Origin of the sequence: Aeromonas sp. FDAARGOS 1410, assembly GCF_019048745.1 — a bacterium.
GTDB lineage: Bacteria > Pseudomonadota > Gammaproteobacteria > Enterobacterales > Aeromonadaceae > Aeromonas > Aeromonas jandaei.
Genome location: NZ_CP077401.1, coordinates 3,584,417 through 3,604,077 on the forward strand (window position 1 = coordinate 3,584,417; position 19,661 = coordinate 3,604,077).

Below are 19,661 nucleotides of genomic sequence, written 5' to 3' on the forward strand. Positions count from 1 at the left end.
CACTGCCTGTTCGGCTGCTCCCAATGTCGCTTGTCGCCCCACAAACCGAAACAAAAGTTGCACGCTTTATGATGTACTTCACCATTCCACCACGGATAAGCACCATCAAAAATACAGTTTAAAGCTGCTTGAATAGCCATAAACATCAATACAACACCATGTTTTAACTAGATATAGGTAGCCAGCACCGGGTTATCGTTCCACAGAGTGCGCCACCAGTGAAATCGTTTTCTTTTTAGGCAAAGAACCTGAGTTAAATCAAATAAAGTTGCATACCGTCTTTGGTATGGTGAGAAGATACCAAGCGATCCTCTTTGTCGCTTCCCCTGCTGGCTCCGCCAGATGCAGCATTTTCTGCGCCTTGAAAGCGAGTTATGACGCCATGATCACCATCACCCTCGATGGGGCTCAGTTGACGGTTGACCCGACCAGAACCCTGCTCCAGATAGCAAAACAGCACCAGATCGATATCCCCTCCTTGTGCAGTGACAACACCAGCGCTCCCAAAACGCCGTGCGATCTCTGCGTGGTCGAGATTGCCGGGCTCGGCATCTGGCGCGCCTGCGAGACGCGCCCCGAGGCAGGGATGGTGATCACGACCCAAAGCGATGCCCTGCGCGCACACCGCCAGCAGGCGCTCGGCCGCATCCTCGCAGATCACTACGCCGATTGCGAAGCACCCTGCCAGCGCGCCTGTCCGGCCGGGGTGGACATTCAATCCTATCTGCACCACATCGCCATGGGGGAGCACGAGGCGGCGATGGCCGTCATCAAGCAGACCCTGCCAATGCCCCTCTCCATTGGCCGGGTCTGCCCCGCTTTTTGTGAAGCGGAGTGCCGCCGTGCGCTGGTGGATGAGCCGCTGGCAATTCGTCAGCTCAAGCGCCATGCCGCCGATCTCGATCTGGCCGAGGTTGCCCCCTATCAACCGGCAAAGAAGCCTGCCAAGGGCAAGCGGGTGGCCATTATCGGCAGCGGCCCGGGCGGTCTCACCTGCGGTTATTATCTGGGTTACGAGGGGTTCGAGGTCGATCTGTTCGAGGCGATGCCCGAAGCGGGTGGCTGGCTGCGCTACGGCATCCCTGAATACCGGCTACCCAAGGCGATCCTCGATCAGGAGATCGACCTGATGTGCCAAAGCGGCATGCGGATCCACACCAGGCAGCGACTGGGCCACCAGATCACCCTCTCGGCGCTGTGCCGCGACTATGATGCGGTCTGTCTGGCGGTTGGCGCTTCCAAGGCGGTGCCGATGGATTACCCGGGCAGCACCCTGGCCGGCTGTTATCTCGGGGTCGATTACCTCAAGGATCGGATGCTGGCCAAGCGGCTCACCACCGGCAAGAGGGTGGCGGTGATCGGGGGTGGTAATACCGCTATCGATTGCGCCCGCACGGCGGTCAGGCTGGGGGCTGACACCACCCTTATCTATCGCCGCACCCGCGCCGAGATGCCCGCCGAGGCATATGAGATTGACGAGGCGGAGCACGAAGGGGTGCGCTTCATGATGCTGACCAATCCGGTGGAGAACCTGCCGGACAGCCGTGGTCGCGTCTGTCAGGTGCGCCTCGAGAAGATGGCCCTCGGCGAGCCGGACGCCTCCGGCCGTCGCCGTCCGGAGCCCACTGGCGAGTACCTCATTGAAGAGTTCGATACCGTGATTGCGGCGGTGTCACAGCAGCCGGATCTCAGCTTTATGGAAGGGGACCCCCTCACCCTCCCCTTCACCCGCTGGCAGACGCTGGAGTCCCACCCCGACACCATGCACAGCGGCCACGGCAACCTGTTCGCCATCGGCGATCTGCGCCGCGGGCCCGCCACCGCCATCGAAGCGGTTGCCGATGGCCGCAAGGCCGCTCTGGCCATCGATCAGTTCCTCCATGGTGACATGATCGATCCGGTTCGTCCCTTCAACGCCTGCAAGGCTCCCACACTCAAACAGGTTGATCCCGCCCAGTTTGCTCACCTAAAAAAAGTCGCCCGCACCATCATGCCCCATCTGGCAGAGCAGGATCGCGAGGGCAGCTTTGCCGAGGTGGAGCGCGGTTTGAGTGATGCCGATGCCCGCAGCGAAGCCAGCCGCTGCCTCGAGTGCGGCTGTCAGGCCAATACCGATTGTGCACTGCGCGACTACGCCACCGAATACAAGGTCGAGCAGAGCACTCTCGATACCAGCCAGTGCCAGAAGTTTGCAGTGGATAACAGCAGCGAATTTATCGTGTTCGATGCCAACCGCTGCATCGGCTGCGGCCAGTGCGTGCAGACCTGTGGTGAGCAAGCGGTACAAGGGGTGCTGCGCTTTGCCAAGCACAGCGATGGCACCCTCTCGAACCGGCCGCAGTTCGACACGGGGCTTTCGATGGGCGACTCCCACTGCGTGCAGTGCGGCGCCTGTGTACAGGTCTGCCCCACCGGCGCCCTGGTGGATGCCCGCGACAAGTCGCAGGGGCGCACCGAGCTGCTCACGCCGGTCAATACCATCTGCACCTACTGCGGAGTTGGCTGCGGCGTCACCCTCTATGTCGATGAGGCGCACAACCGCATCCGCTATGTGGAGGGAAATCGCAACTCGCCGGTCAATCAGGGGCTGCTCTGCGTCAAGGGACGCTTCGGCTTTGACTTTATCCAGAGCGAGGAGCGCCTCACTACCCCGCTCATTCGCAAGGATGGCGAGCTGGTGCCCGCTAGCTGGCAGGAGGCCATTGAGCTGGTTGCCAAGCGCTTCACCGCCCTGCGCCAGCGCTATGGCAACGATGCACTGGCGGGTTTCTCTTCGGCCAAAACCACCAACGAAGAGAACTACCTGTTCCAGAAGTTCATGCGCCGGGAGCTTGGTACCAACAACGTGGATCACTGCGCGCGGCTCTGCCACGCCTCCACCGTTACCGGGCTGGAGGCGTCGCTAGGCAGTGGCGCCATGACCAACGACATCCCGAGCATCGACCACTCGGATCTCATCTTCATCATCGGCTCCGACACCTCGGCCGCTCACCCCATCATCGGCTCCCATATCAAGCGAGCCGTCACCACGGGCAAGGCGCGGCTGGTAGTGGCCGATCCGAAGCGGATCGAGATGGCCGACCACGCCAGCCTCTATCTGGCCCACCGCCCCGGCACCGACGTGATGCTGCTCAACGGCCTGATGCAGCAGATCATAAAGAACGAGTGGCACGACAAGGCCTATATCGCCGCACGAGTGGAAGGGTTCGAGGCGCTGCAAGCGGAGGTGCTCTCCCCCGCCTATGCACCGGACAAGGTGGCCCTGGTCACCGGCGTACCGGCCGAGCAGGTGATCGAACTCGCGCGCCTTATCGGCACCGCCGAACGCACCGCCATCTACTACTCCATGGGGATCACCCAGCACACCACTGGCCACGACAACGTGCGAGCCATCGCCAACCTGCAACTGCTGTGCGGCAACATCGGTATCGAAGGGGGCGGCATCAACCCGCTGCGGGGCCAATCCAACGTGCAGGGCGCCTGTGACATGGGGGCGCTGCCCAACTGCCTGCCCGGCTATCAGAAGGTGGCCAACCCCGAGGTGCATGCCCGTTTCGCCGCCGCCTGGCAGCAACCAGAGTTGTCGCGCACGCCCGGCCTTACCCTCACCGAGACCATAGATGCCGCTTGTGCGGGCAGCATCAAGGGGCTCTATGTGATGGGAGAAAACCCGGTGCTAAGCGATCCGGATCAGCATCACGTCATTGAGGGGCTCAAGCAGCTGGAGTTTCTGGTGGTGCAGGATATCTTCCTCTCCGAAACCGCCCAGCTCGCCGATGTGGTGCTCCCCTCCTGCTCCTTTGCCGAGAAGAGCGGCCACTTCACCAACACCGAGCGGCGGGTGCAGCGCATCTCCCCCGCCCTCAAGGCGCCGGGTGAGGCGCGGGAGGATTGGTGGATCATCCAGCAGATCGCCAACGCCATGGGCGGCGACTGGCGCTATCAACACCCGCAGGAGATCACCGCCGAGATCTGCCGGGTCACCCCGCAATACGCCGGCATCCAGTGGGACAAGGTGGGAGCGCAAGGGCTACAGTGGCCTTGCAACGATGCGGCGCCCGAAGGCACTCGCCTGCTCCACGGCAAGCAGTTCACCCGTGGCAAGGGGGAGATGGTCGCCACCCCGTTCCGCTATGCCGCCGAGCTGCCCGACGAGACCTATCCCATCGTGCTCACCACCGGTCGCCTGCTGGAGCAGTTCCACACCGGCACCATGACCCGCAAGACCAGGGGGCTCGACAAGCTGGCAGGCCCGCGGGTGATGATGAGCGTGGTGGATGCCCAGCGGATGGGCATCAGCAACAGCGAGCGGGTGAAGGTCACCAGCCGCCGCGGCCATATCGAACTGCCCGCCTTCGTCACCAAACGGATGCAGCCGGGAGTGGTCTTTATCCCGTTCCACTTTGCCGAAGCACCGGCCAACCGGCTTACCATCAATGCCACCGACCCTCACGCCAAGATCCCCGAGTTCAAGGTGGCGGCGGTGCGCATCGACAAGCTGGAGTGCCCGAGGCGAGGAGGGCAACACACCATGCAGGCGGAACCGGCCAAGCCAGACATCGAGGTTGCCTGAGGGGAATAGCAAAACCTGAGTTACCGCCTGCCGGAAGGGTTGGCCCGCTGCCCCTTCCCCCCTTGACTTTGCGAGAGCAAAAGAGGGGGATGAGAAGGAGCCACCAACCAAAAAGCACAAAGGGTTAGCTTCACTGCGAAGCTAACCCTTTGTTTTATATGGTGCCGATAAGGGGAATCGAACTCCTGACCTTCGCATTACGAATGCGCTGCTCTACCAACTGAGCTATACCGGCTTGTTGCCAGTCAGATTCATGAAAAATGGCTGGCGTGTCAATCGAGCCAACTCAATTTTATGAGTTGGCTCATGGTGTTAGCGCCCAATCTACAGATCGGTAAACTCGGGAATATGGGCGCGGCCGCGACTCTCGAGGAAATCGAGCAGGGCCCGGGGGGAGCGCACCAGGATCCGCTCCAGCGGGAAGCCCGCCTCGGTCACCAGCCGGTGGCAATGGTCAAAATCACCGAGGCTGAAAGCGACGTGAGAATCGGAGCCGAAAGTAAGGTAAGCACCCAGATCTCGCGCGGCTTCAACAATGGCGCGGCAGTTGCCTTCGCTACCCGGGCGCGAGTGAATGAAGGAGGAGTTGTTGATCTCCAGCGCCACCCGATAGTCCGCAGCCGCCTTGACCACCGCCTGAATGTCGATGGGAAATGAGGGGTTGCCCGGGTGGCTGATCATATCGACCCGGCCGCTCTTGATGGCGTTGATCATCGCCTGGGTGTGGGTTGCCTGATCGCAGGGAGGGAATACCTGCTCATGAAAACCCGCCATGATCATGTCGAGACGCGACTCATAGCGCTCTGGGAAATCGATCTCCCCGTCGAGGTTTTTGATGTTGGCCTCGATACCCCGCAGGATCCCCACCCCGTCCACCACTCTTGGCAGTATTGGCAAGTTGGCAAAATGCCAGACATGAGGGGCATCGGCCATCTCGGGGCCGTGATCCGTGGTGGCGAACAGCTTGATCCCTTTGGCTCTGGCAACGGGCAGATAGTCGTGGATGGTGCTGTAGGCGTGGGTGCTGGCAATGGTGTGAGTGTGGGTATCGACCGGGTACTTCATCTTCTCTCCCCTCATATTTTGAAGGGGCAGCATAACAAAGTAGGGGGAATTGGGCCACGCCGGCACTTGCCACACTTTGTCACAAAATACCGAGGAACTGACATAGTCTGAGCCGGACTGACTGGCATACTGGCTCCCGTCGATACATGCCTGAACTCGCATCGACAGTTTGTCATCAGGATGATGCAAACTCACTTTCCCCACCGTCGCTCCCCGCGGCGGTTTTTTTTGCCTGTTTGTTACCCTCTACCACCGTCCACCGGGCAAAAAAATGCCCAACTAGCAAGAAGCAGGTTGGGCGAGACTTAATGTTTAATTGCAGTGGCATAGATATAGAGTCTCGCGCTGTGGAGTTAGTTCCGACCTTTTTGCGCTTTTTCACAAAAAACATTCTGCTAACACCCGTTCACAATCTCTTGACACCTCGCGTTATGAAACGTACTTTTTAAACATTCGTTTAAGTGAGGTGTCCAGTGAGTAAAATCGATACCAAAAACCGTATTCTCGACGCCGCTGAAGTGCTGTTTGCCGAGCGGGGATTCGCCGATACCTCTTTGCGTCTGATCACCAGTGAGGCCGATGTCAATCTGGCTTCCGTGAACTATCACTTCGGATCCAAGAAGGAGCTGATCCAGGCGGTGCTCGACCGCTATCTGAGCCTGTTCATGCCGGATCTGGATGCCCGCCTGCGGGTGCTGATGGAGCAGGAGCAGCTCACCCTGCTGCAACTCTTTGAAAGCTTTGTCGAACCGCTGATGAAGCTCTCGGCGGTGCGGGCCAATGGCCCGGCCATCTTCATGCAGCTGCTGGGGCGCGGCTATATCGACAGCCAGGGTCACCTGCGCCGCTTTATCACCGCCCACTATGGCCCCATTTTGCAGCGGATCACCCAGGCTATCTCCAAGGCCAACCCGGCCCTCTCGCCAGCGGATCTTTTCTGGCGCCTGCACTTCACCCTGGGCACCGTCGTCTTCACCATGGCCTCTGCCGATGCCCTGCGCGACATCGCCCTGGCCGATTTTGGCCAGCAGCTCGATGTCGAGGGACTGGTACGCAACGTCATTCCTTATCTGGCGTCCGGAGTCGGGGCACCAGTGGAGTCGACCAGGCTCTCCCTGGCCGTGTAACAACCAACAATAAATCAACGGAAACAGTGAAATAGAAGGAACTTCGGTATGATCACATTGCTTATCCTGCTGGTGCTGGCGATTGCCGTTGTGCTCGGCGTCCCCTCACTGCGCAAACAGTGGGTAACCCGTCCTGTGTTCGGCATCTTCAAGAAGATATTGCCGCCCTTGTCGGCCACCGAGCGGGAGGCCATGGAAGCTGGCTCCGTCTGGTGGGATGGCGAGTTGTTTCGCGGCAATCCCGACTGGAAAAAACTGCACGGCTACGGCAAGGCCGAGCTGACCGCAGAGGAGCAGGCCTTTATCGACAATCAGGTCGAAACCCTGCTCGCCATGGTTGATGACTTCAAGATAGTCAACGAAACCAAAGACCTGCCGGAGCCGGTGTGGGACTATCTGAAGAAGGAAGGCTTCTTCTCCCTGATCATCCCGAAATCCTATGGCGGCCGCGAATTCTCGGCGATCGCCAACTCCACCATCGTTACCCGCATTGCCACCAAGAGCCTGAGCGTGGCGGTTACCGTCATGGTGCCGAACTCCCTCGGCCCAGGCGAGCTGCTGATGCACTACGGCACCCAGGCCCAGAAAGATTTCTGGCTGCCGGGGCTGGCCAGTGGCAAAGAGGTGCCCTGCTTCGCCCTGACCGGGCCGGAAGCGGGCTCCGATGCAGGCGCCATTCCTGACAAGGGGATTGTCTGCAAGGGGATGCACAAGGGTGAAGAGGTGCTGGGTATTCGCCTCAACTGGAACAAGCGCTACATCACCCTGGCGCCGCGCGCCACCGTGCTGGGACTGGCGTTCAAACTCTATGACCCGGAAAAACTGCTGGGGGACAAGGAAGAGCTGGGCATCACCTGCGCGCTCATCCCCACCAGCCACCCGGGCGTGCGCGTCGGCGATCGCCACTACCCCATGGGTCTGGCGTTCCTGAACGGCCCGACCTTCGGCAAGGATGTGTTCATTCCGCTCGACTGGATCATCGGTGGCCCGGATTACGCCGGCCGCGGCTGGCGCATGCTGGTGGAGTGCCTCTCCGCCGGTCGCGGCATCTCGCTGCCTGCTCTGGGCACCGCTTGCGGTCACATGGCGAGCCGCACCGTGGGCGCCTACTCCTATGTGCGCAAGCAGTTCGGCATGTCCATCGGCAAGTTTGAAGGAGTGCAAGAGGCGCTGGCCCGCATCGGTGGCCTCACCTATCAGCTGGAAGGGGCTCGCCGCATGACCGCCGGTTCCCTGGACTTGGGGCAGGCGCCGGCCATCGTCACTGCGATTTCCAAGTACCACATGACCGAGATGGCGCGCCAGATCATGGATGATTCCATGGACATCCACGCCGGTCGTGCCATCCAGCTGGGCCCGAAAAACTACACCGGCTACGCCTACATGGGGATTCCGGTAGCCATCACGGTGGAAGGGGCCAACATCCTGACCCGCAACCTGATGATCTTCGGGCAAGGGGCCACCCGCTGCCACCCGTACGTCTTTGACGAGCTGGAAGCGGCGGCTGATACCGACGTGGAGCGCGGTCTCGAGAAGTTTGACGCCCTGCTGATGAAACACATCGCCTTTGGCGCCGGCAACTTCTTCGGTTCCCTGTTCCAGGGGTTGACTCTGGGTCAATTCAACAGCGCGCCGGTGGCCGGCGAAACCGCCCGTTACTACAAGCAGTTGTCTCGCATGAGTAAAGGACTGGCACTGTGCGCCGACGTCTCCATGCTGATGCTGGGTGGCGATCTCAAGCGCAAGGAGATGATCTCCGCCCGTCTGGGGGACGTGCTGAGCCACCTCTATCTGGCCTCCGCAACCCTCAAGCACTACGAGGATCAGGGCCGCATGGTCTCCGATCTGCCGTTCGTGCAGTACGCGGTGGAGCGCAACCTCTACCTGATTGGCAAGGCGTTCGAGGGCTTCTTCCAGAACTTCCCGAACAAGGTGGTGGGTGCCGTGCTCAAGCGCGTGGTGTTCCCGTTCGGCGTCGGTTACAAGATGCCGGCCGACGATCGTTGCCACGCCATCTGTCTGGCCATGATGAAGCCGGGCGAGTTCCGCGACCGTCTGACCGCCCTCTGCTATGTAGGCAAGGACGAGGCGGATCCGGTCGGCCTGATGGAGCGTGCCTTCCAGGCCATGGTCGCCGTGCAGCCCTACGAGAAGAAACTGGTGCAGGCCCAGAAAGAGGGCAAACTGCCCCGCAAACTGGCGCTGCCGGAACTGGTGGAAGCTGCGCTGGCCAAATCGGTGCTGAGCAAGGACGAGGCAGACAAGCTGCTGGCCGCCGATGCCCTGCGCTACGAAGCCATTCAGGTAGACAACTTCGCCCCGGGCGAGCTGGAGGGAATGGCGCAGGCCAACCCCATCCATCACGCCGCCTGACAAGCGATAATCAAAAAGGCCCTTTTCGGGGCCTTTTTTTTTATGGCAATCGCCACGCACTGACCGTTCGCACATCCTGCGTACAGCCAAGCTGGCCGGAGTTTGCTATCTTGCGGCCATCATTTGCGTTTAGAGCAAGCACAACCCATGAGCATTATTTTGGGCATAGACCCAGGATCGCGGATCACCGGTTACGGGGTTATCCGGGTCGTCGGCGGCAAGGCCGAATATCTGGGGTCGGGCTGTATCCGCACCGATTGCGGCGAGCTGCCAGAGCGCCTCAAGCAGGTCTATGACGGGGTATGCGAGATCATCACCCAGTTCAAGCCCACCGAATTTGCCATCGAACGGGTCTTTATGGCCCGCAACGCCGACTCGGCCCTGAAACTGGGGCAGGCCCGCGGCAGCGCCATCGTCGCCGCAGTCAACGCCTATCTGCCAGTGAGCGAATACTCCGCCACCCAGATCAAACAGGCGGTGGTCGGCACCGGCGGCGCCAGCAAGGAGCAGGTGCAGCATATGGTGACCCATCTGCTGAAACTCTCCGCCACCCCGCAGGCGGATGCGGCGGATGCCCTCGGTGTGGCGCTCTGCCACCTGCACACCCGCCAGAGCCTGATCAAGATGGCAGGGCGCGCCAGCAGCTCGGTACGCGGCCGCTATCGCTGAACCTTGTTCACCCGCCCCGATAACCTTGGGATCGCCAAATAAAAAAACCGCCCCGGATATCCGGGGCGGTTTTGTTTGGCCCATCCGCAAGCCGGGACGTCGCTAAAGACGAAATCGCTCGGCTTGGTGGCACTCTGCGTTTGGCTAGACGAACAGGCTACCCGAGCGTACCGGAATACTCTCCTCCTGAGCCTGCAATAAAGGCAGCAGTTCGTTGTAACCGGCATGCAGCTTGTCGCAGGCTGCTTGGCATACTTCTGGATCCGCATGCTCATCCAGGGTGCACCACAATAGCAAATGCCCTCGACCATCCACCGTCAATCTGGCCGGTTGCAAGGTAGAGAGTGGGCTGTTGACCTGCAACAGCTGCAGCATGACGCCGGAGAGCATTCTGGTGGGAAGCGGGGCGAGCGGCAGTGCCAGCACATATTGCCCATCGATCTTCTCGAACCATAGCTCTGGCGCATCCTCAAACCTGATCACCCGGCTCTCGCCCGCGGCGGGTAGAGCCAATCCCAGTGAACCCAACCAATCAATCAGCATATTTACTCCTTCATCATCCAGGAGCGAGCCTGAGTCACAGTGGTAGAGGAGAGAGGCTTGCTCCACGGTTTATTGCGGGCCCCATAGTTATCAGCCAGCTCCCGCAGGGCCTCATTAACCTCGGCCGATGTGGTCGCGCCGACGAGTGCGTGCTCGGTTTTACGCAGAAGTGCCACATTGCTGTCCGGCTGACCGGGACGGAACAGGGAGGGGTAGATCACCTCATGAATGATGTTGTTCGCGACCGTGGCCACCTGACGGCGGCTGGCCTCTTCCTTGCCCAGATCCAGCGCGGCGAAACGCCCTGCCGGGCTCGGTGTATCGAGCAACCTGGCCAGCGCAGGATTGTCTGTCTGATTGAGCTGCGCGGCAAGCCACTGCTGCCGGGCCGGCGAGTCTGCGAGTGTACCAAGCTGCTCCAGAGCCTGCGCCAGCGAGCCAGAGAGATCGAGTCGCGCCGAGGGATCCTGATCCAGCACAGATGCAACCAGCACAGAGAGTTGCTCCTGAACTTCCTGACGAAAAAGGACCGTGGTCTGGACATCCGGGGTGCGCTCTTCGGCCACCGCGGCAAAGTCCCGATCCGGGAGTGCCAGCAGCGCCGACTCCAGATCCTGGAACTGATAATCCTTGCGGCTGCTCTCCCGTCCTTCCAGATGCAGCCCGACCACATCGGCCAGCCTCTCCTGCAGATGCTGCTTGTCCGCATCGCTCATGGTGAAGTTGAGGGTGCCACTTAACGTGCCGCTGAAATCACCGCGCTCTGATTTGAGCGGTACTGTCACCACTTGGTCGGTCAACCCGTCAAGCCCTCTGGTTTGCAACGCCGAGCGTGCGCCAACGGGAGCCCCAACTACCCAGTCTGCAATCGCCCCCTTACGAGTACCGCGATCGGCCGGTTTCCCGCCCTCTTCTTCAAACTTGAGGATCAGGTTCTCGTGCTCGGCGATGGTGGCCCCCCGGGCCTCGGGATGGATAAGCTCGGGCACCGGGACGTTGAGCATGACGCCACCATCTTGCAATGACAGCTTCTCCCCCTGCGCCAGGAAAGGTTGATGCTGCTCCTCCGGGCGACTGAACACCACCGGGAATGAGCCCGAAATGTGTGCGGCGCGGGCAATCTCCATGTCTGGCGTCAGGCGGGCGTTAAACAGGATCATCTGGGGACGACCATCAAACATGCCGGTTCCCGTGATGTTCAACTCCTTGATGGCCGGGATGTGGCGACCAAGCAGAGCCAGATCGCCGAAGGTCACACCGCCCCCCTGTTCGAGGCGCTGACGAATGGCTGCGACGTCGGGTCTGGCTGCCAGCTCGGGGTGGGCCTTCAATTGCGCCAAAACCGAACTGCGTGACTCCTGCTTGAGTATCCTTTCGAGCGGGACGGCATCCGACTGCAGACGCGGAAAGATGTTGCTCAGCAGTTGTACGAAGCTGCCAAGTTTACCCAGCTTGAGTTTTTCGAGCACGCTGGCGATCGCTTTGCCTGCTTCGCCACTCATGTGCTGGGCCAGGCTGATCTTTTTAACCGGCGAATCAAGCAGGCTGATGAAGTCCATCTCGTCAGAGAGCGCCTTGAACTCGTTCGCATTCATACCGGCAGCAAGCAGTGCGGCGGTAATGGCGCCGGCCGAGGAGCCAGAGAGTGTGCGGATCCCCTCCAGTTTCCCCTGCGCCTCCAGTGCCTGGATGGCCCCCGGATAGGCAGCCCCTTTGGCGCCGCCACCACTGAGCACCAGGCTGGTGATGGGTGGCCGGGCCAGAGTAACGGATGCCGAGCCATCCTGCTGGCGGGTGATGGTCACCTGACGCGGGCCGCAGCCCTCACAGATCACATCGCTCTTGGCAGAAGCCGCCAACGGGGCATGGCTCACACTCTCCAGCCGGGGACCGGATACGCCACCCAGAGTCGCGACAAGGCTGGGTGCACTCTCCTGCGGTCGGCCAGGTTGCGGCTCGACAGCAGGCGTGTGGGTCGATGGTGAAAGACTGGGGGCTTGCTGAATCTGCATGGCGCTTCTCCTGTTACGATGGAATTGTCCCCATTCTAGGGATGCAACCCATGGTCGTTTGGCAACAGAAGCCGCGATTTTGTCAATGGGGGGATTTATTTTCTCTCGTGAACATCGGCGCGCTCCAGCGTCACCGCCATCGCCCGCGAGAGCGCGTCGAGCTGGCCATCGAGACTGGCATCGATGATCCCCACCTCGGTTTCGAGGATGCAGCCACCCTGATCGAGGCGGGCATCGGCAGAGATCTCGAGATACCCGATCTCGGGGAAATCCTTGTGTACCCGGGCAATCTGATCGCGTACCGCCTGCACCTGCTCGGGATTGACCCGCACCGTCACCTGCTTCTGGTTGCTCACCAGCGAGAGCGCCTCGCGCACCACCTTGAGGGTGAGCGCCACCTGATCGTAATCGTGCAGGATCTTGCGCACCGCCTGCAGCACCACCTCGCTCATCTGTTGTTCCACCGTGCGGTAGTATTGCTGGCACTGCAGCTGGGTCTGGTGCACCAGCACGGCCTGCTCGCGGCGAGCCTCCTCGATGCCGGCCTGCCAACCGAGCTGCTTCTGCTCCTCATAAACGGCACGCGCCTCCTCGACGATATCGGCAGCCTGTGCCCGGGCGGCATCGACCAGCGCCTGAGCACTCAGATAGGCCTGATAGTCGTGACTGCGCAGGATCCGCTGACCGGGAGCCAGTTGTAGGTGTTCACTCTTTATTTCAACAAATGGCAGCATTGTGGCGTTACCTGTTTGGCAATTTTGAGACAGAGTGCGCGAGCGAGTGGCAGCTCGGCATCAGCCAGTGACCAGCCTGGGCGCTGGGGTGATACCGGTAGTCGTAGCACAAGGCGACGGGCCCATGCGGGATGAGCAGCCCCCGCCGCAGCCAGCCAGAATCCCAAGCCTGCCGCCTCCAGCGAGGCGCTATCGAGCGTGGCGGGCAGCGGTTGCTGCCAGCCGGCAGGCCAGGGGCCGATCAGGAGGTCGAGGCGAGCAAGCAGCGACCTGTGCCCCTCCTCCCCCAACACCGCGATGATTTGGCGCAGCACAGGCGCTTGCAGGCAGTGGCGGATCGCCTCGCCATGGAGCACGGCGCCAAGCTGGCGCAGCACGGACGCCAATGCCTCGGCCGGAAAGAGCGCCAGCCCGCCAAGCTGCGCGGGCAGTTCGTAGTCGATAGCCAGTGCCAGCTCGTCGAGCAGGGCCTGATTGCAGGCTGGCAGAGTGCGCCACTCGGGTACACTCGCCTGCAGCCAGCGCCACGAGGCGGGGAAGTGCTCCTCGTGCAGATAGCTGGCCGGACAAAAGCGCAGTTGATAGGGGGTAAGGCCGACCGCCATCAACGACTCCGACGCCGGTGCCACATGAATTGGGCTAGATTGGTGGTCACCACCAGCGCCAGCAGGAGCGCGATCAGTCCACCCAGCCGCCATCTGGAGCCTTCACTCACCTCGATGGAGAAGAGGGTGGTATTGCGCGGCATCAGGGGACTCTGGCGTACATCGGCCGAGGGCACCAGCACCACGCTGATCCGGTCGTAGGCAAGCCCTTCAATGCTGTTGTTGACCAGCTGCTTGATCTGCGGGATGTAGGTATCGAGCTGGATATCCGCCGCATGTTTGATAAAGACCGAGGCCGAGGCGGGCGATGGCTTCTTGCTGATCCCCTCGTTCCCTTCGGGCAATACCACATGGACGCGGGCCACCAGCACGCCGTCGATCTCCGAGAGGGTGTGGGAGATCTCCTGCGCCTTGGCATAGTTGAGGCGAGCCCGCTCCTCGGTGGGCGAGGAGATGAGGCCATCCTTGGGAAAGACATCCTGCAGGGTGGAGAAGCTCTCGCGCGGATACCCCTTGCGCTTGAGCAGTTCAACCGCCTGCGCCACATCGGACTCCTCGACCAGCAGCTTGATATTGCCATCCTTGTCAGGCTGCTTGTCCGAGGAGATCCCCTCGGTACGCAGCAGCGCCAGCATCTCGTTGCCCTCTTTCTGGTTCACCCCGGTATAGAGCTCCACCTTGCAGCCACTGAGCAGCAGGGAGGTGCACAGCACCCCCATCAGCATCGATCTCTTCACACTACCTCACTGGGTCTTCAACAGGGTTTCTACGTTCTGGCTCATCTTGCCCACGGTCTTGGCAATGAGCTCCTCCTGCATGGTGATCCGCATCAGCGACCACTGCATCTGCATCAAACTGTTGGGATCATCGCCCGGCGTTGCCAGTTCGGCCTGCAGGCTCTGCTTGGCCTCGACAAACTGCTGCTTGATCTCGCCGATTTCGCCAAGCAATGTACCGCCGATCCCCTGAGCGCTGCCGCCCATCGCCTGCTCGAAGGTGGCGATCTGGGCACCGGGAACATCCGCCGCTTTCAGCTCATCCAGGCTGGTCACCACGGCCTGCGCGCTTTGTGCTATCTCCATCACTCCTCCAGATCCAGTTTGTGTGCGTGACGCACCAGATTGTTGACCATGCCGTTGTGCGGGATCAGGGTCATCAGTTCGCGTCGGGCCAGCTCGGCCAGATAGTCGCTACCGGACAATGCCCCCTGCCCCCGCAGCTCTGCCATCACCTTGAGCAGCACCGTCTCCCGCCGTGACGAGAGCGGGTCAAACTCCCGCATCAGGGCACGCAGCTCTGGCAGGTCGATGGCCGCCACCACTGGCAGCTGGCGCTCGCCAAAGCGCTCAATCAGCTTGCTCGCAACCGGCTTGAAGAGCAGGTCGGCTACCCCGGCCGTTTTCTCATCCTGCTGATAGACCTGCCAGAGCAGCTCGCGCCGGGTGGCGGGAGAGTGCCCCTCCAGCAGCGCTTCCAGTGGCGTCCCCTCTTTCCAGCGCGTCAACAGGGCACTGCTCTCCTCTTTGGCCAGCAGCCGCTCAAAATGTTGCCGCTCTGCCGCTGCAGGCGGGGGCAAGCCAGGCGGCGTTACTACCAGCGGACGGATGCCCTGCTCGTTACCATCGACCTTCATGAGGCAATCTGTTCGCGCATGCCGGCGGCAAACTGCTGCAAGGAGGAGAGCTCGCTCTGCTCAAGCCGGGCCAACCGGCTCTGCAGTGCATCCAGCCGCGTCAGCCGCCATTCGCACAGGGCGAGCCAGGGTTCCAGTTCGGGGGTATCGCCCCCTTTGCCCAGCGCCAGAGCCCCCTCGTAATCTCCCCGGTTCATCAGGGAGGAGAGGCGGATCAGGGTGACACACTCGCTCATCTGCGGATCGCTTGCGAGCCAGTCGGCGATGGCGGCGGCCTGCGAGTGACAATGATGACCTGTGCCGGCCAGTGCCAGTTCGGCCAGTTGCCGTTTCAGTTGGCGATCCATCGTCACACCTTCTGCAAGATGCCCTGCATCAAATCTTTCATGCTGCGGGTCACGGTAGAGTTGATGTTGTAGATCACCGACCACTTGTTGATCTTGTGCTGCAGCTCGGCCAGCAAGGCCGGATCATCGGGGCTGGTTTTCAGAGCCTCAATGGCCTTCTTGACCTCGTCATTGGCTTTATTGGCCTGCTCCTTCAGGTTCTCGGCGACGTTATCCAGGGTATTCCCCGGGTTAAAAATGGGTTCTGCCATCTCTTATGCTCCTTTGATCTGCTCAAGTATCTGCATGCCCGCCTCGATGGCGTCCGCTTCCTGTTGCCACTGCCGGTACTGCTGCGGAGATCCCCCGCGCATCAGCTGGCGCTTGACCTCCCCCAACGCCTGCACCAGCTGCTCCTGCAGCGCGCGGGCGAAGGCGGGATCAGCGCCGGACAGTCGCGTTTCCAAACTGGTCATCATGGCTTTCGCCCCCTTTCAATCTGACGATGTATTGCTGCTTGCCCTTGCTCACCACCACCGCATCGCGCTGGATAGAGAGGATGCGAACTCCGTTGGCTGTCGCCCCTCCGACCGGGTAGCGGCGGTTGTCGGCCAGGGTGACGTAGGGCACCCGACCGAGGGAGACACTGCGCACCTCGAACTCCAGCTCATCCTGACGGGGCGTTCGGCTCTGGTTGATCAGCTCCAGCATGGGGTGAGAGCCGAACTCGCGGCGAAACTGCAACTGCAGTTGCTGAAATTGCGCCAATCTCGCCTCATCCAGCTGACCTGACAGCTCGATCCGGTCGCGCGATTCACTCACCCGCAGCAAACCGGCCAGTCCCTGCTCCTGCAACATGGCATCGAGTCGCTTGCGATGTGCTCCGGCTACCTGCACCCGGTTTTCGATGCCGAGTAGCCCCGGCACCTCCTGCTTGAGCAGGGATTCAATGCTGTTCCAGCGTTCATCCTGCGCACTGATGGCTCCGCTCAAGCGCAGCCAGCCTGGCTCCTTGCCATTGCGGATCTGCAACTGCTCGTAACCGAGTTTTTGCAGGATGAACCCGGCGCCCTGACGCAGATCCTCCATGGTGCGCAGGTCGAGGCGATAGCTGAGCCCCTTGCCATCGAGATACTGCTGCAGGGCGAGGCGGTTGCCGTTTTCATCCACATAACCAGAGAGCAGCCATAGTTCGGGGTCACTGCTGTTGAGCACCACCTGGCGATAGGCTGGCGCGGCCAGAAAGCGCTTGAGCTCCTGCTCATTGCGAGCGGTATCGCTCTCGCTGCTCCCCTGCCACCAGCCGTGGCCAAGCATCACAACCACCGCCATGACCAGCGACAGGCAGAGGCCAACCAGCCACCACTCGGCACTGCCGGCACGCCGTCGTGGTCGCGCCGGTGCCGCCATGGCAGGCAACGCTTCCAGCTGTTCGGGCAGAGATCGGCTGCTGTCGCAAAAACTCCAGAGCAGGGGGCCAGCCTCCAGCCGGGTACCGGCCATCAGCTGGGCACCTGCCTCCAGTGCCGCGCCATCCTGAGTTGGCGTGATGCCCTCAGCCCAACCCTGCAGGTTGATCCCTTCGGCCGACACCAGCAGCACCAGATGCTCGGCAGCCATCCCCTCGTCCACCAGCACCAGATCGGCCAGCAGCGGATCGGAGCCGATGACCAGACGCCCTTCGGGCAGGGCTACCTCTACCCCGCGGTTAAGCCCGCGATATACGCGGCACTTCCAGCTCATCGACCAGCTCCGGTCGGGGACGCCTGCATGCACCAGCTGGCCGCCGGGGTGCATTTTTGATCCTTCGCCATCTCGACCAGACGCCAGCCCAGCTCATTGCCCATCCGGCACTGGGTAAGGGCGGAGCTCTTGCCCCCCTGACGCAGCAGTTTCTGCACATCCCGCGCTGCTGCCAGCGGCTGGCACTGGGCGCCGCCCAGCACCTTGCCAAGGGAGAGGCTCTGGTTGGAAATCTCGTCGACACCCAGCACTCCGGCGCGCAGATCCTGGCCATTGCCCAGCGCCAGATAGTGGGCGATACCGTCATCGATCAGACGAGGCTCAATGATAAAGAGCCGCACAGAACGACGGGTCTGGGTCTCCTTGCTGCGAAACAGCGCTCCCAGATAGGGGATGTCGCCGAGGAAAGGCACCTTGCTCAGGTTTTCACTCATCTCGTCGCGGTAGATACCGCCGATCAGCAGGCTCTGGCCGTGGCCGACCCGGGCGATGGTGTCCACCACGGTACGGCTGATGGTCGGGATGCCGTCGATGCCGGAGCTGTTTGGCTTCTGATTGCCATCCTCGATATGGAGGCTCAGGCTGATCTCGGGCTTGTCGCCCATCTGGATCACCCGTGGCGTCATCCGCAACATGGTGCCGTAGGTAATGTCCTTCAGTTCTGCCACTCGCTCCCCACTGATCTTGACGTAGTAGGTTTCGCTGTGGTCGATCACCGCCTGGGTATTCTCCTGGGTCAGCAGGGTCGGGCGGGAGACCACCTGGGCATTGCCCTCGTTCTCCAGCAGATTGACCCGGGCCAGCAGATAATCGAGCCCTTTGGAATCCACCAGACTGCCGAGAGCGGCGCCCCCTTCAATGCCCTTGCGATCGCCGGTGGTCTTGATGATCACCTGCTGGTTGGATCCGGTGCGGATCCCCACACGCCAGTCCACCCCGAGCTGGGAGAGATCCTCGGCATTGATGTCGATGATGGAGAGGGCCACTTCGATGCGGGCCGCCGGTTTGTCTAGCGCCGCAATCAGCTTGCCGTACATCGCCATCCGCTCCGGTGCATCGCGCACAATCACGGCGTTGAGAGAGGGGTCGGCCTGTACGATGGCCTGACCGGAGGCAACTTGCCCCCCCTTGCTCCCCTCGCCGTTCACCATCTGTACACCCGCATCGGAGAGCAGTCGGGAAAGGATGGTTGCCACGCCGGGGGCATCGACGCTGGTGTCGCGATACTGGATGGAGCGATCGGTAGCGGAGGCATATTTGAGCGGGAAGATCTCGATGGCGAGCGGCCCGGTCTTCTCGCTGCGCAGTTGGGACTGCTGCTCCAGTGCCACCGCCGTCTGCTCGATGAGTTCGAGATAGCGCGGCGGGCCCGAGACATAGACCAGCCGGTTATCGGCATCGGGTCGCCAGCCAAAGCGGGGTTCCCAGATTCCGGCCCTCTGCAGCGCCTGTTTCAGCTCGGCGGCACCGGTCTGTTCCAGATTGATGAGGCGAGACTGCACTTCGCTGTTCTTGAAGACGTAGAGCACGTTGCCGTCGTAGTACCAGACCAGGTTGTAAAGAGAAGCAAGTTGCTGCAGGAAGGTGAGCGGCTCGTCGTGCTCGAACTGGCCGTTGACCTGATCGTTGACCTTGTCGCTGACGACCACGGAGACCTCATAGTTGGCCCCGAAGTTGACCAGCACATCCCGCAGGCTCTCCCCCTCCGCCACATAGCTGTAGGGCATGGGCACCCAGTCGAGCTCCTGCGCCACCAGCGGACGCTGCCAGGCCATACAGACCAGCACCAGCCAGCAGAGCGGGCGGATCACTCTTTGCACGCTCAAGGGTGCCATATCATCTGTCTCCATTGCGGGGCCAGCGCAGCCTCGGTCAGCTGGGGCTCCAGCCGCTCCAGCAGGGTGATGTGCTGGCTAATCCTGAGCTCCAGTTGTGCTTCGTCGAGCCACTCCAGCGCCAACCTGGCTTCCAGCTGCAGGTTGCCCAGCTCATCCAGCACCAGGGCATGCGGGGTGTGACGCCCCCAGGCCACTACCTGTTGCAACAGGTGCTTGAGCAGGGCCGGATCATGGCTCTCCCCCTCACGGTGACGGGTTGAGGTGAGAGGGGTGCTGAGCAGCAACTCGCTCGCTCCGGGGGTCAAAAAGAGGGGATAACCATCGAGTCGCAGATGGTATCTACCCTGTACGTCGGCAACAAAAGGCCCTTGGCCAAGTTTTGTGGCCAATCGATTCAGTAGCGTTTGCATAGTTCCTCGG

At 61.4% G+C, this 19,661-nt stretch carries 18 protein-coding genes and 1 tRNA gene; 4 read left to right on the forward strand and 15 right to left on the reverse strand.

Features of this window, described 5'->3' with window-relative positions; genetic code table 11:
* Window positions 1-382 precede the first annotated feature (382 nt).
* A complete protein-coding gene (gene fdhF / locus I6L40_RS16600) occupies window positions 383-4,573 on the forward strand; it encodes a formate dehydrogenase subunit alpha (RefSeq protein ID WP_216994603.1) in 4,191 nt (1,396 codons plus the stop codon).
* Window positions 4,574-4,732: 159 nt separating this feature from the next.
* Here the strand turns inward: fdhF and I6L40_RS16605 are convergent.
* Both I6L40_RS16605 and I6L40_RS16610 read right to left on the reverse strand, forming a co-directional pair.
* A tRNA-Thr gene (locus I6L40_RS16605) sits at window positions 4,733-4,808 on the reverse strand.
* 89 nt (window positions 4,809-4,897) lie between these two features.
* Window positions 4,898-5,638: a phosphatase gene (locus tag I6L40_RS16610; RefSeq protein ID WP_156853315.1), complete on the reverse strand. Its 741-nt coding sequence runs from the start codon at window positions 5,636-5,638 to the stop codon at window positions 4,898-4,900.
* Window positions 5,639-6,111: 473 nt separating this feature from the next.
* Between I6L40_RS16610 and I6L40_RS16615 the strand changes: the two genes are divergently transcribed.
* From I6L40_RS16615 to ruvC, 3 genes are all read left to right on the forward strand, one after another.
* On the forward strand, window positions 6,112-6,765 hold the full coding sequence (locus tag I6L40_RS16615; RefSeq protein WP_005334507.1) for a TetR/AcrR family transcriptional regulator: 654 nt from the start codon (window positions 6,112-6,114) through the stop codon (window positions 6,763-6,765).
* A 48-nt stretch (window positions 6,766-6,813) separates the two neighbouring features.
* Entirely contained in the window at window positions 6,814-9,138 is a 2,325-nt protein-coding gene (locus I6L40_RS16620; protein ID WP_071910890.1) for an acyl-CoA dehydrogenase, read from the forward strand.
* A gap of 147 nt (window positions 9,139-9,285) precedes the next feature.
* Window positions 9,286-9,807 carry a crossover junction endodeoxyribonuclease RuvC gene (ruvC, locus tag I6L40_RS16625; RefSeq protein WP_043850424.1) on the forward strand — a complete coding sequence of 174 codons (522 nt, stop codon included), beginning with the start codon at window positions 9,286-9,288 and terminating at the stop codon, window positions 9,805-9,807.
* A gap of 144 nt (window positions 9,808-9,951) precedes the next feature.
* On the opposite strand, the gene I6L40_RS16630 is transcribed toward ruvC, so the two are convergent.
* The 13 genes from I6L40_RS16630 to I6L40_RS16690 form a co-directional block, all read right to left on the reverse strand.
* Window positions 9,952-10,350, reverse strand: a complete 399-nt coding sequence (locus tag I6L40_RS16630; protein ID WP_216994604.1) for a hypothetical protein — start codon at window positions 10,348-10,350, stop codon at window positions 9,952-9,954.
* Window positions 10,351-10,352: 2 nt separating this feature from the next.
* Entirely contained in the window at window positions 10,353-12,362 is a 2,010-nt protein-coding gene (locus I6L40_RS16635; RefSeq protein ID WP_216994605.1) for a patatin-like phospholipase family protein, read from the reverse strand.
* Between the two features lie 95 nt (window positions 12,363-12,457).
* Complete coding sequence (locus tag I6L40_RS16640) at window positions 12,458-13,096, reverse strand: HrpE/YscL family type III secretion apparatus protein (RefSeq protein ID WP_042031481.1); 639 nt, start codon at window positions 13,094-13,096, stop codon at window positions 12,458-12,460.
* Entirely contained in the window at window positions 13,075-13,701 is a 627-nt protein-coding gene (locus I6L40_RS16645; RefSeq protein ID WP_216994606.1) for a SctK family type III secretion system sorting platform protein, read from the reverse strand. The genes I6L40_RS16640 and I6L40_RS16645 overlap by 22 nt, the downstream gene beginning before the upstream one ends.
* Window positions 13,701-14,438: a type III secretion system inner membrane ring lipoprotein SctJ gene (gene sctJ, locus I6L40_RS16650; RefSeq protein ID WP_185430698.1), complete on the reverse strand. Its 738-nt coding sequence runs from the start codon at window positions 14,436-14,438 to the stop codon at window positions 13,701-13,703. The genes I6L40_RS16645 and sctJ overlap by 1 nt, the downstream gene beginning before the upstream one ends.
* 6 nt (window positions 14,439-14,444) lie before the next feature.
* Window positions 14,445-14,783 (reverse strand): type III secretion system inner rod subunit SctI, encoded by a 339-nt coding sequence (gene sctI, locus I6L40_RS16655; RefSeq protein ID WP_033113156.1) that lies wholly within the window; start codon window positions 14,781-14,783, stop codon window positions 14,445-14,447.
* Window positions 14,783-15,334 (reverse strand): YopR family T3SS polymerization control protein, encoded by a 552-nt coding sequence (locus tag I6L40_RS16660; RefSeq protein WP_071910883.1) that lies wholly within the window; start codon window positions 15,332-15,334, stop codon window positions 14,783-14,785. The genes sctI and I6L40_RS16660 overlap by 1 nt, the downstream gene beginning before the upstream one ends.
* Window positions 15,331-15,681: a YscG family type III secretion system chaperone gene (locus tag I6L40_RS16665; RefSeq protein ID WP_071910881.1), complete on the reverse strand. Its 351-nt coding sequence runs from the start codon at window positions 15,679-15,681 to the stop codon at window positions 15,331-15,333. Before I6L40_RS16665 ends, I6L40_RS16660 begins: the two co-directional genes overlap by 4 nt.
* A 2-nt stretch (window positions 15,682-15,683) precedes the next feature.
* The gene (gene sctF, locus I6L40_RS16670; protein ID WP_071910879.1) at window positions 15,684-15,932 is read right to left on the reverse strand and encodes a type III secretion system needle filament subunit SctF; all 249 of its coding nucleotides are present in this window, start codon (window positions 15,930-15,932) and stop codon (window positions 15,684-15,686) included.
* A gap of 3 nt (window positions 15,933-15,935) precedes the next feature.
* On the reverse strand, window positions 15,936-16,139 hold the full coding sequence (locus tag I6L40_RS16675) for an EscE/YscE/SsaE family type III secretion system needle protein co-chaperone (RefSeq protein WP_033113160.1): 204 nt from the start codon (window positions 16,137-16,139) through the stop codon (window positions 15,936-15,938).
* Entirely contained in the window at window positions 16,102-17,403 is a 1,302-nt protein-coding gene (sctD, locus tag I6L40_RS16680) for a type III secretion system inner membrane ring subunit SctD (RefSeq protein ID WP_071911346.1), read from the reverse strand. The genes I6L40_RS16675 and sctD overlap by 38 nt, the downstream gene beginning before the upstream one ends.
* A complete protein-coding gene (sctC, locus tag I6L40_RS16685) occupies window positions 17,400-19,253 on the reverse strand; it encodes a type III secretion system outer membrane ring subunit SctC (protein ID WP_192849731.1) in 1,854 nt (617 codons plus the stop codon). The genes sctD and sctC overlap by 4 nt, the downstream gene beginning before the upstream one ends.
* Window positions 19,226-19,651 (reverse strand): YscB family type III secretion system chaperone, encoded by a 426-nt coding sequence (locus tag I6L40_RS16690; RefSeq protein ID WP_071910874.1) that lies wholly within the window; start codon window positions 19,649-19,651, stop codon window positions 19,226-19,228. Before I6L40_RS16690 ends, sctC begins: the two co-directional genes overlap by 28 nt.
* Window positions 19,652-19,661 lie beyond the last annotated feature (10 nt).

Coding starts and splice junctions, on each gene's coding strand:
- I6L40_RS16665 (WP_071910881.1), bottom strand. CDS start 15,681: ATGGATCGCCAACTGAAACGGCAACTGGCCGAACTGGCACTGGCCGGC.
- I6L40_RS16610 (WP_156853315.1), bottom strand. CDS start 5,638: ATGAAGTACCCGGTCGATACCCACACTCACACCATTGCCAGCACCCAC.
- fdhF (WP_216994603.1), top strand. CDS start 383: ATGATCACCATCACCCTCGATGGGGCTCAGTTGACGGTTGACCCGACC.
- I6L40_RS16645 (WP_216994606.1), bottom strand. CDS start 13,701: ATGGCGGTCGGCCTTACCCCCTATCAACTGCGCTTTTGTCCGGCCAGC.
- I6L40_RS16660 (WP_071910883.1), bottom strand. CDS start 15,334: ATGAAGGTCGATGGTAACGAGCAGGGCATCCGTCCGCTGGTAGTAACG.
- I6L40_RS16635 (WP_216994605.1), bottom strand. CDS start 12,362: ATGCAGATTCAGCAAGCCCCCAGTCTTTCACCATCGACCCACACGCCT.
- sctD (WP_071911346.1), bottom strand. CDS start 17,403: ATGAGCTGGAAGTGCCGCGTATATCGCGGGCTTAACCGCGGGGTAGAG.
- sctC (WP_192849731.1), bottom strand. CDS start 19,253: ATGGAGACAGATGATATGGCACCCTTGAGCGTGCAAAGAGTGATCCGC.
- I6L40_RS16620 (WP_071910890.1), top strand. CDS start 6,814: ATGATCACATTGCTTATCCTGCTGGTGCTGGCGATTGCCGTTGTGCTC.
- I6L40_RS16640 (WP_042031481.1), bottom strand. CDS start 13,096: ATGCTGCCATTTGTTGAAATAAAGAGTGAACACCTACAACTGGCTCCC.
- I6L40_RS16675 (WP_033113160.1), bottom strand. CDS start 16,139: ATGATGACCAGTTTGGAAACGCGACTGTCCGGCGCTGATCCCGCCTTC.
- sctF (WP_071910879.1), bottom strand. CDS start 15,932: ATGGCAGAACCCATTTTTAACCCGGGGAATACCCTGGATAACGTCGCC.
- I6L40_RS16690 (WP_071910874.1), bottom strand. CDS start 19,651: ATGCAAACGCTACTGAATCGATTGGCCACAAAACTTGGCCAAGGGCCT.
- I6L40_RS16630 (WP_216994604.1), bottom strand. CDS start 10,350: ATGCTGATTGATTGGTTGGGTTCACTGGGATTGGCTCTACCCGCCGCG.
- sctI (WP_033113156.1), bottom strand. CDS start 14,783: ATGGAGATAGCACAAAGCGCGCAGGCCGTGGTGACCAGCCTGGATGAG.
- ruvC (WP_043850424.1), top strand. CDS start 9,286: ATGAGCATTATTTTGGGCATAGACCCAGGATCGCGGATCACCGGTTAC.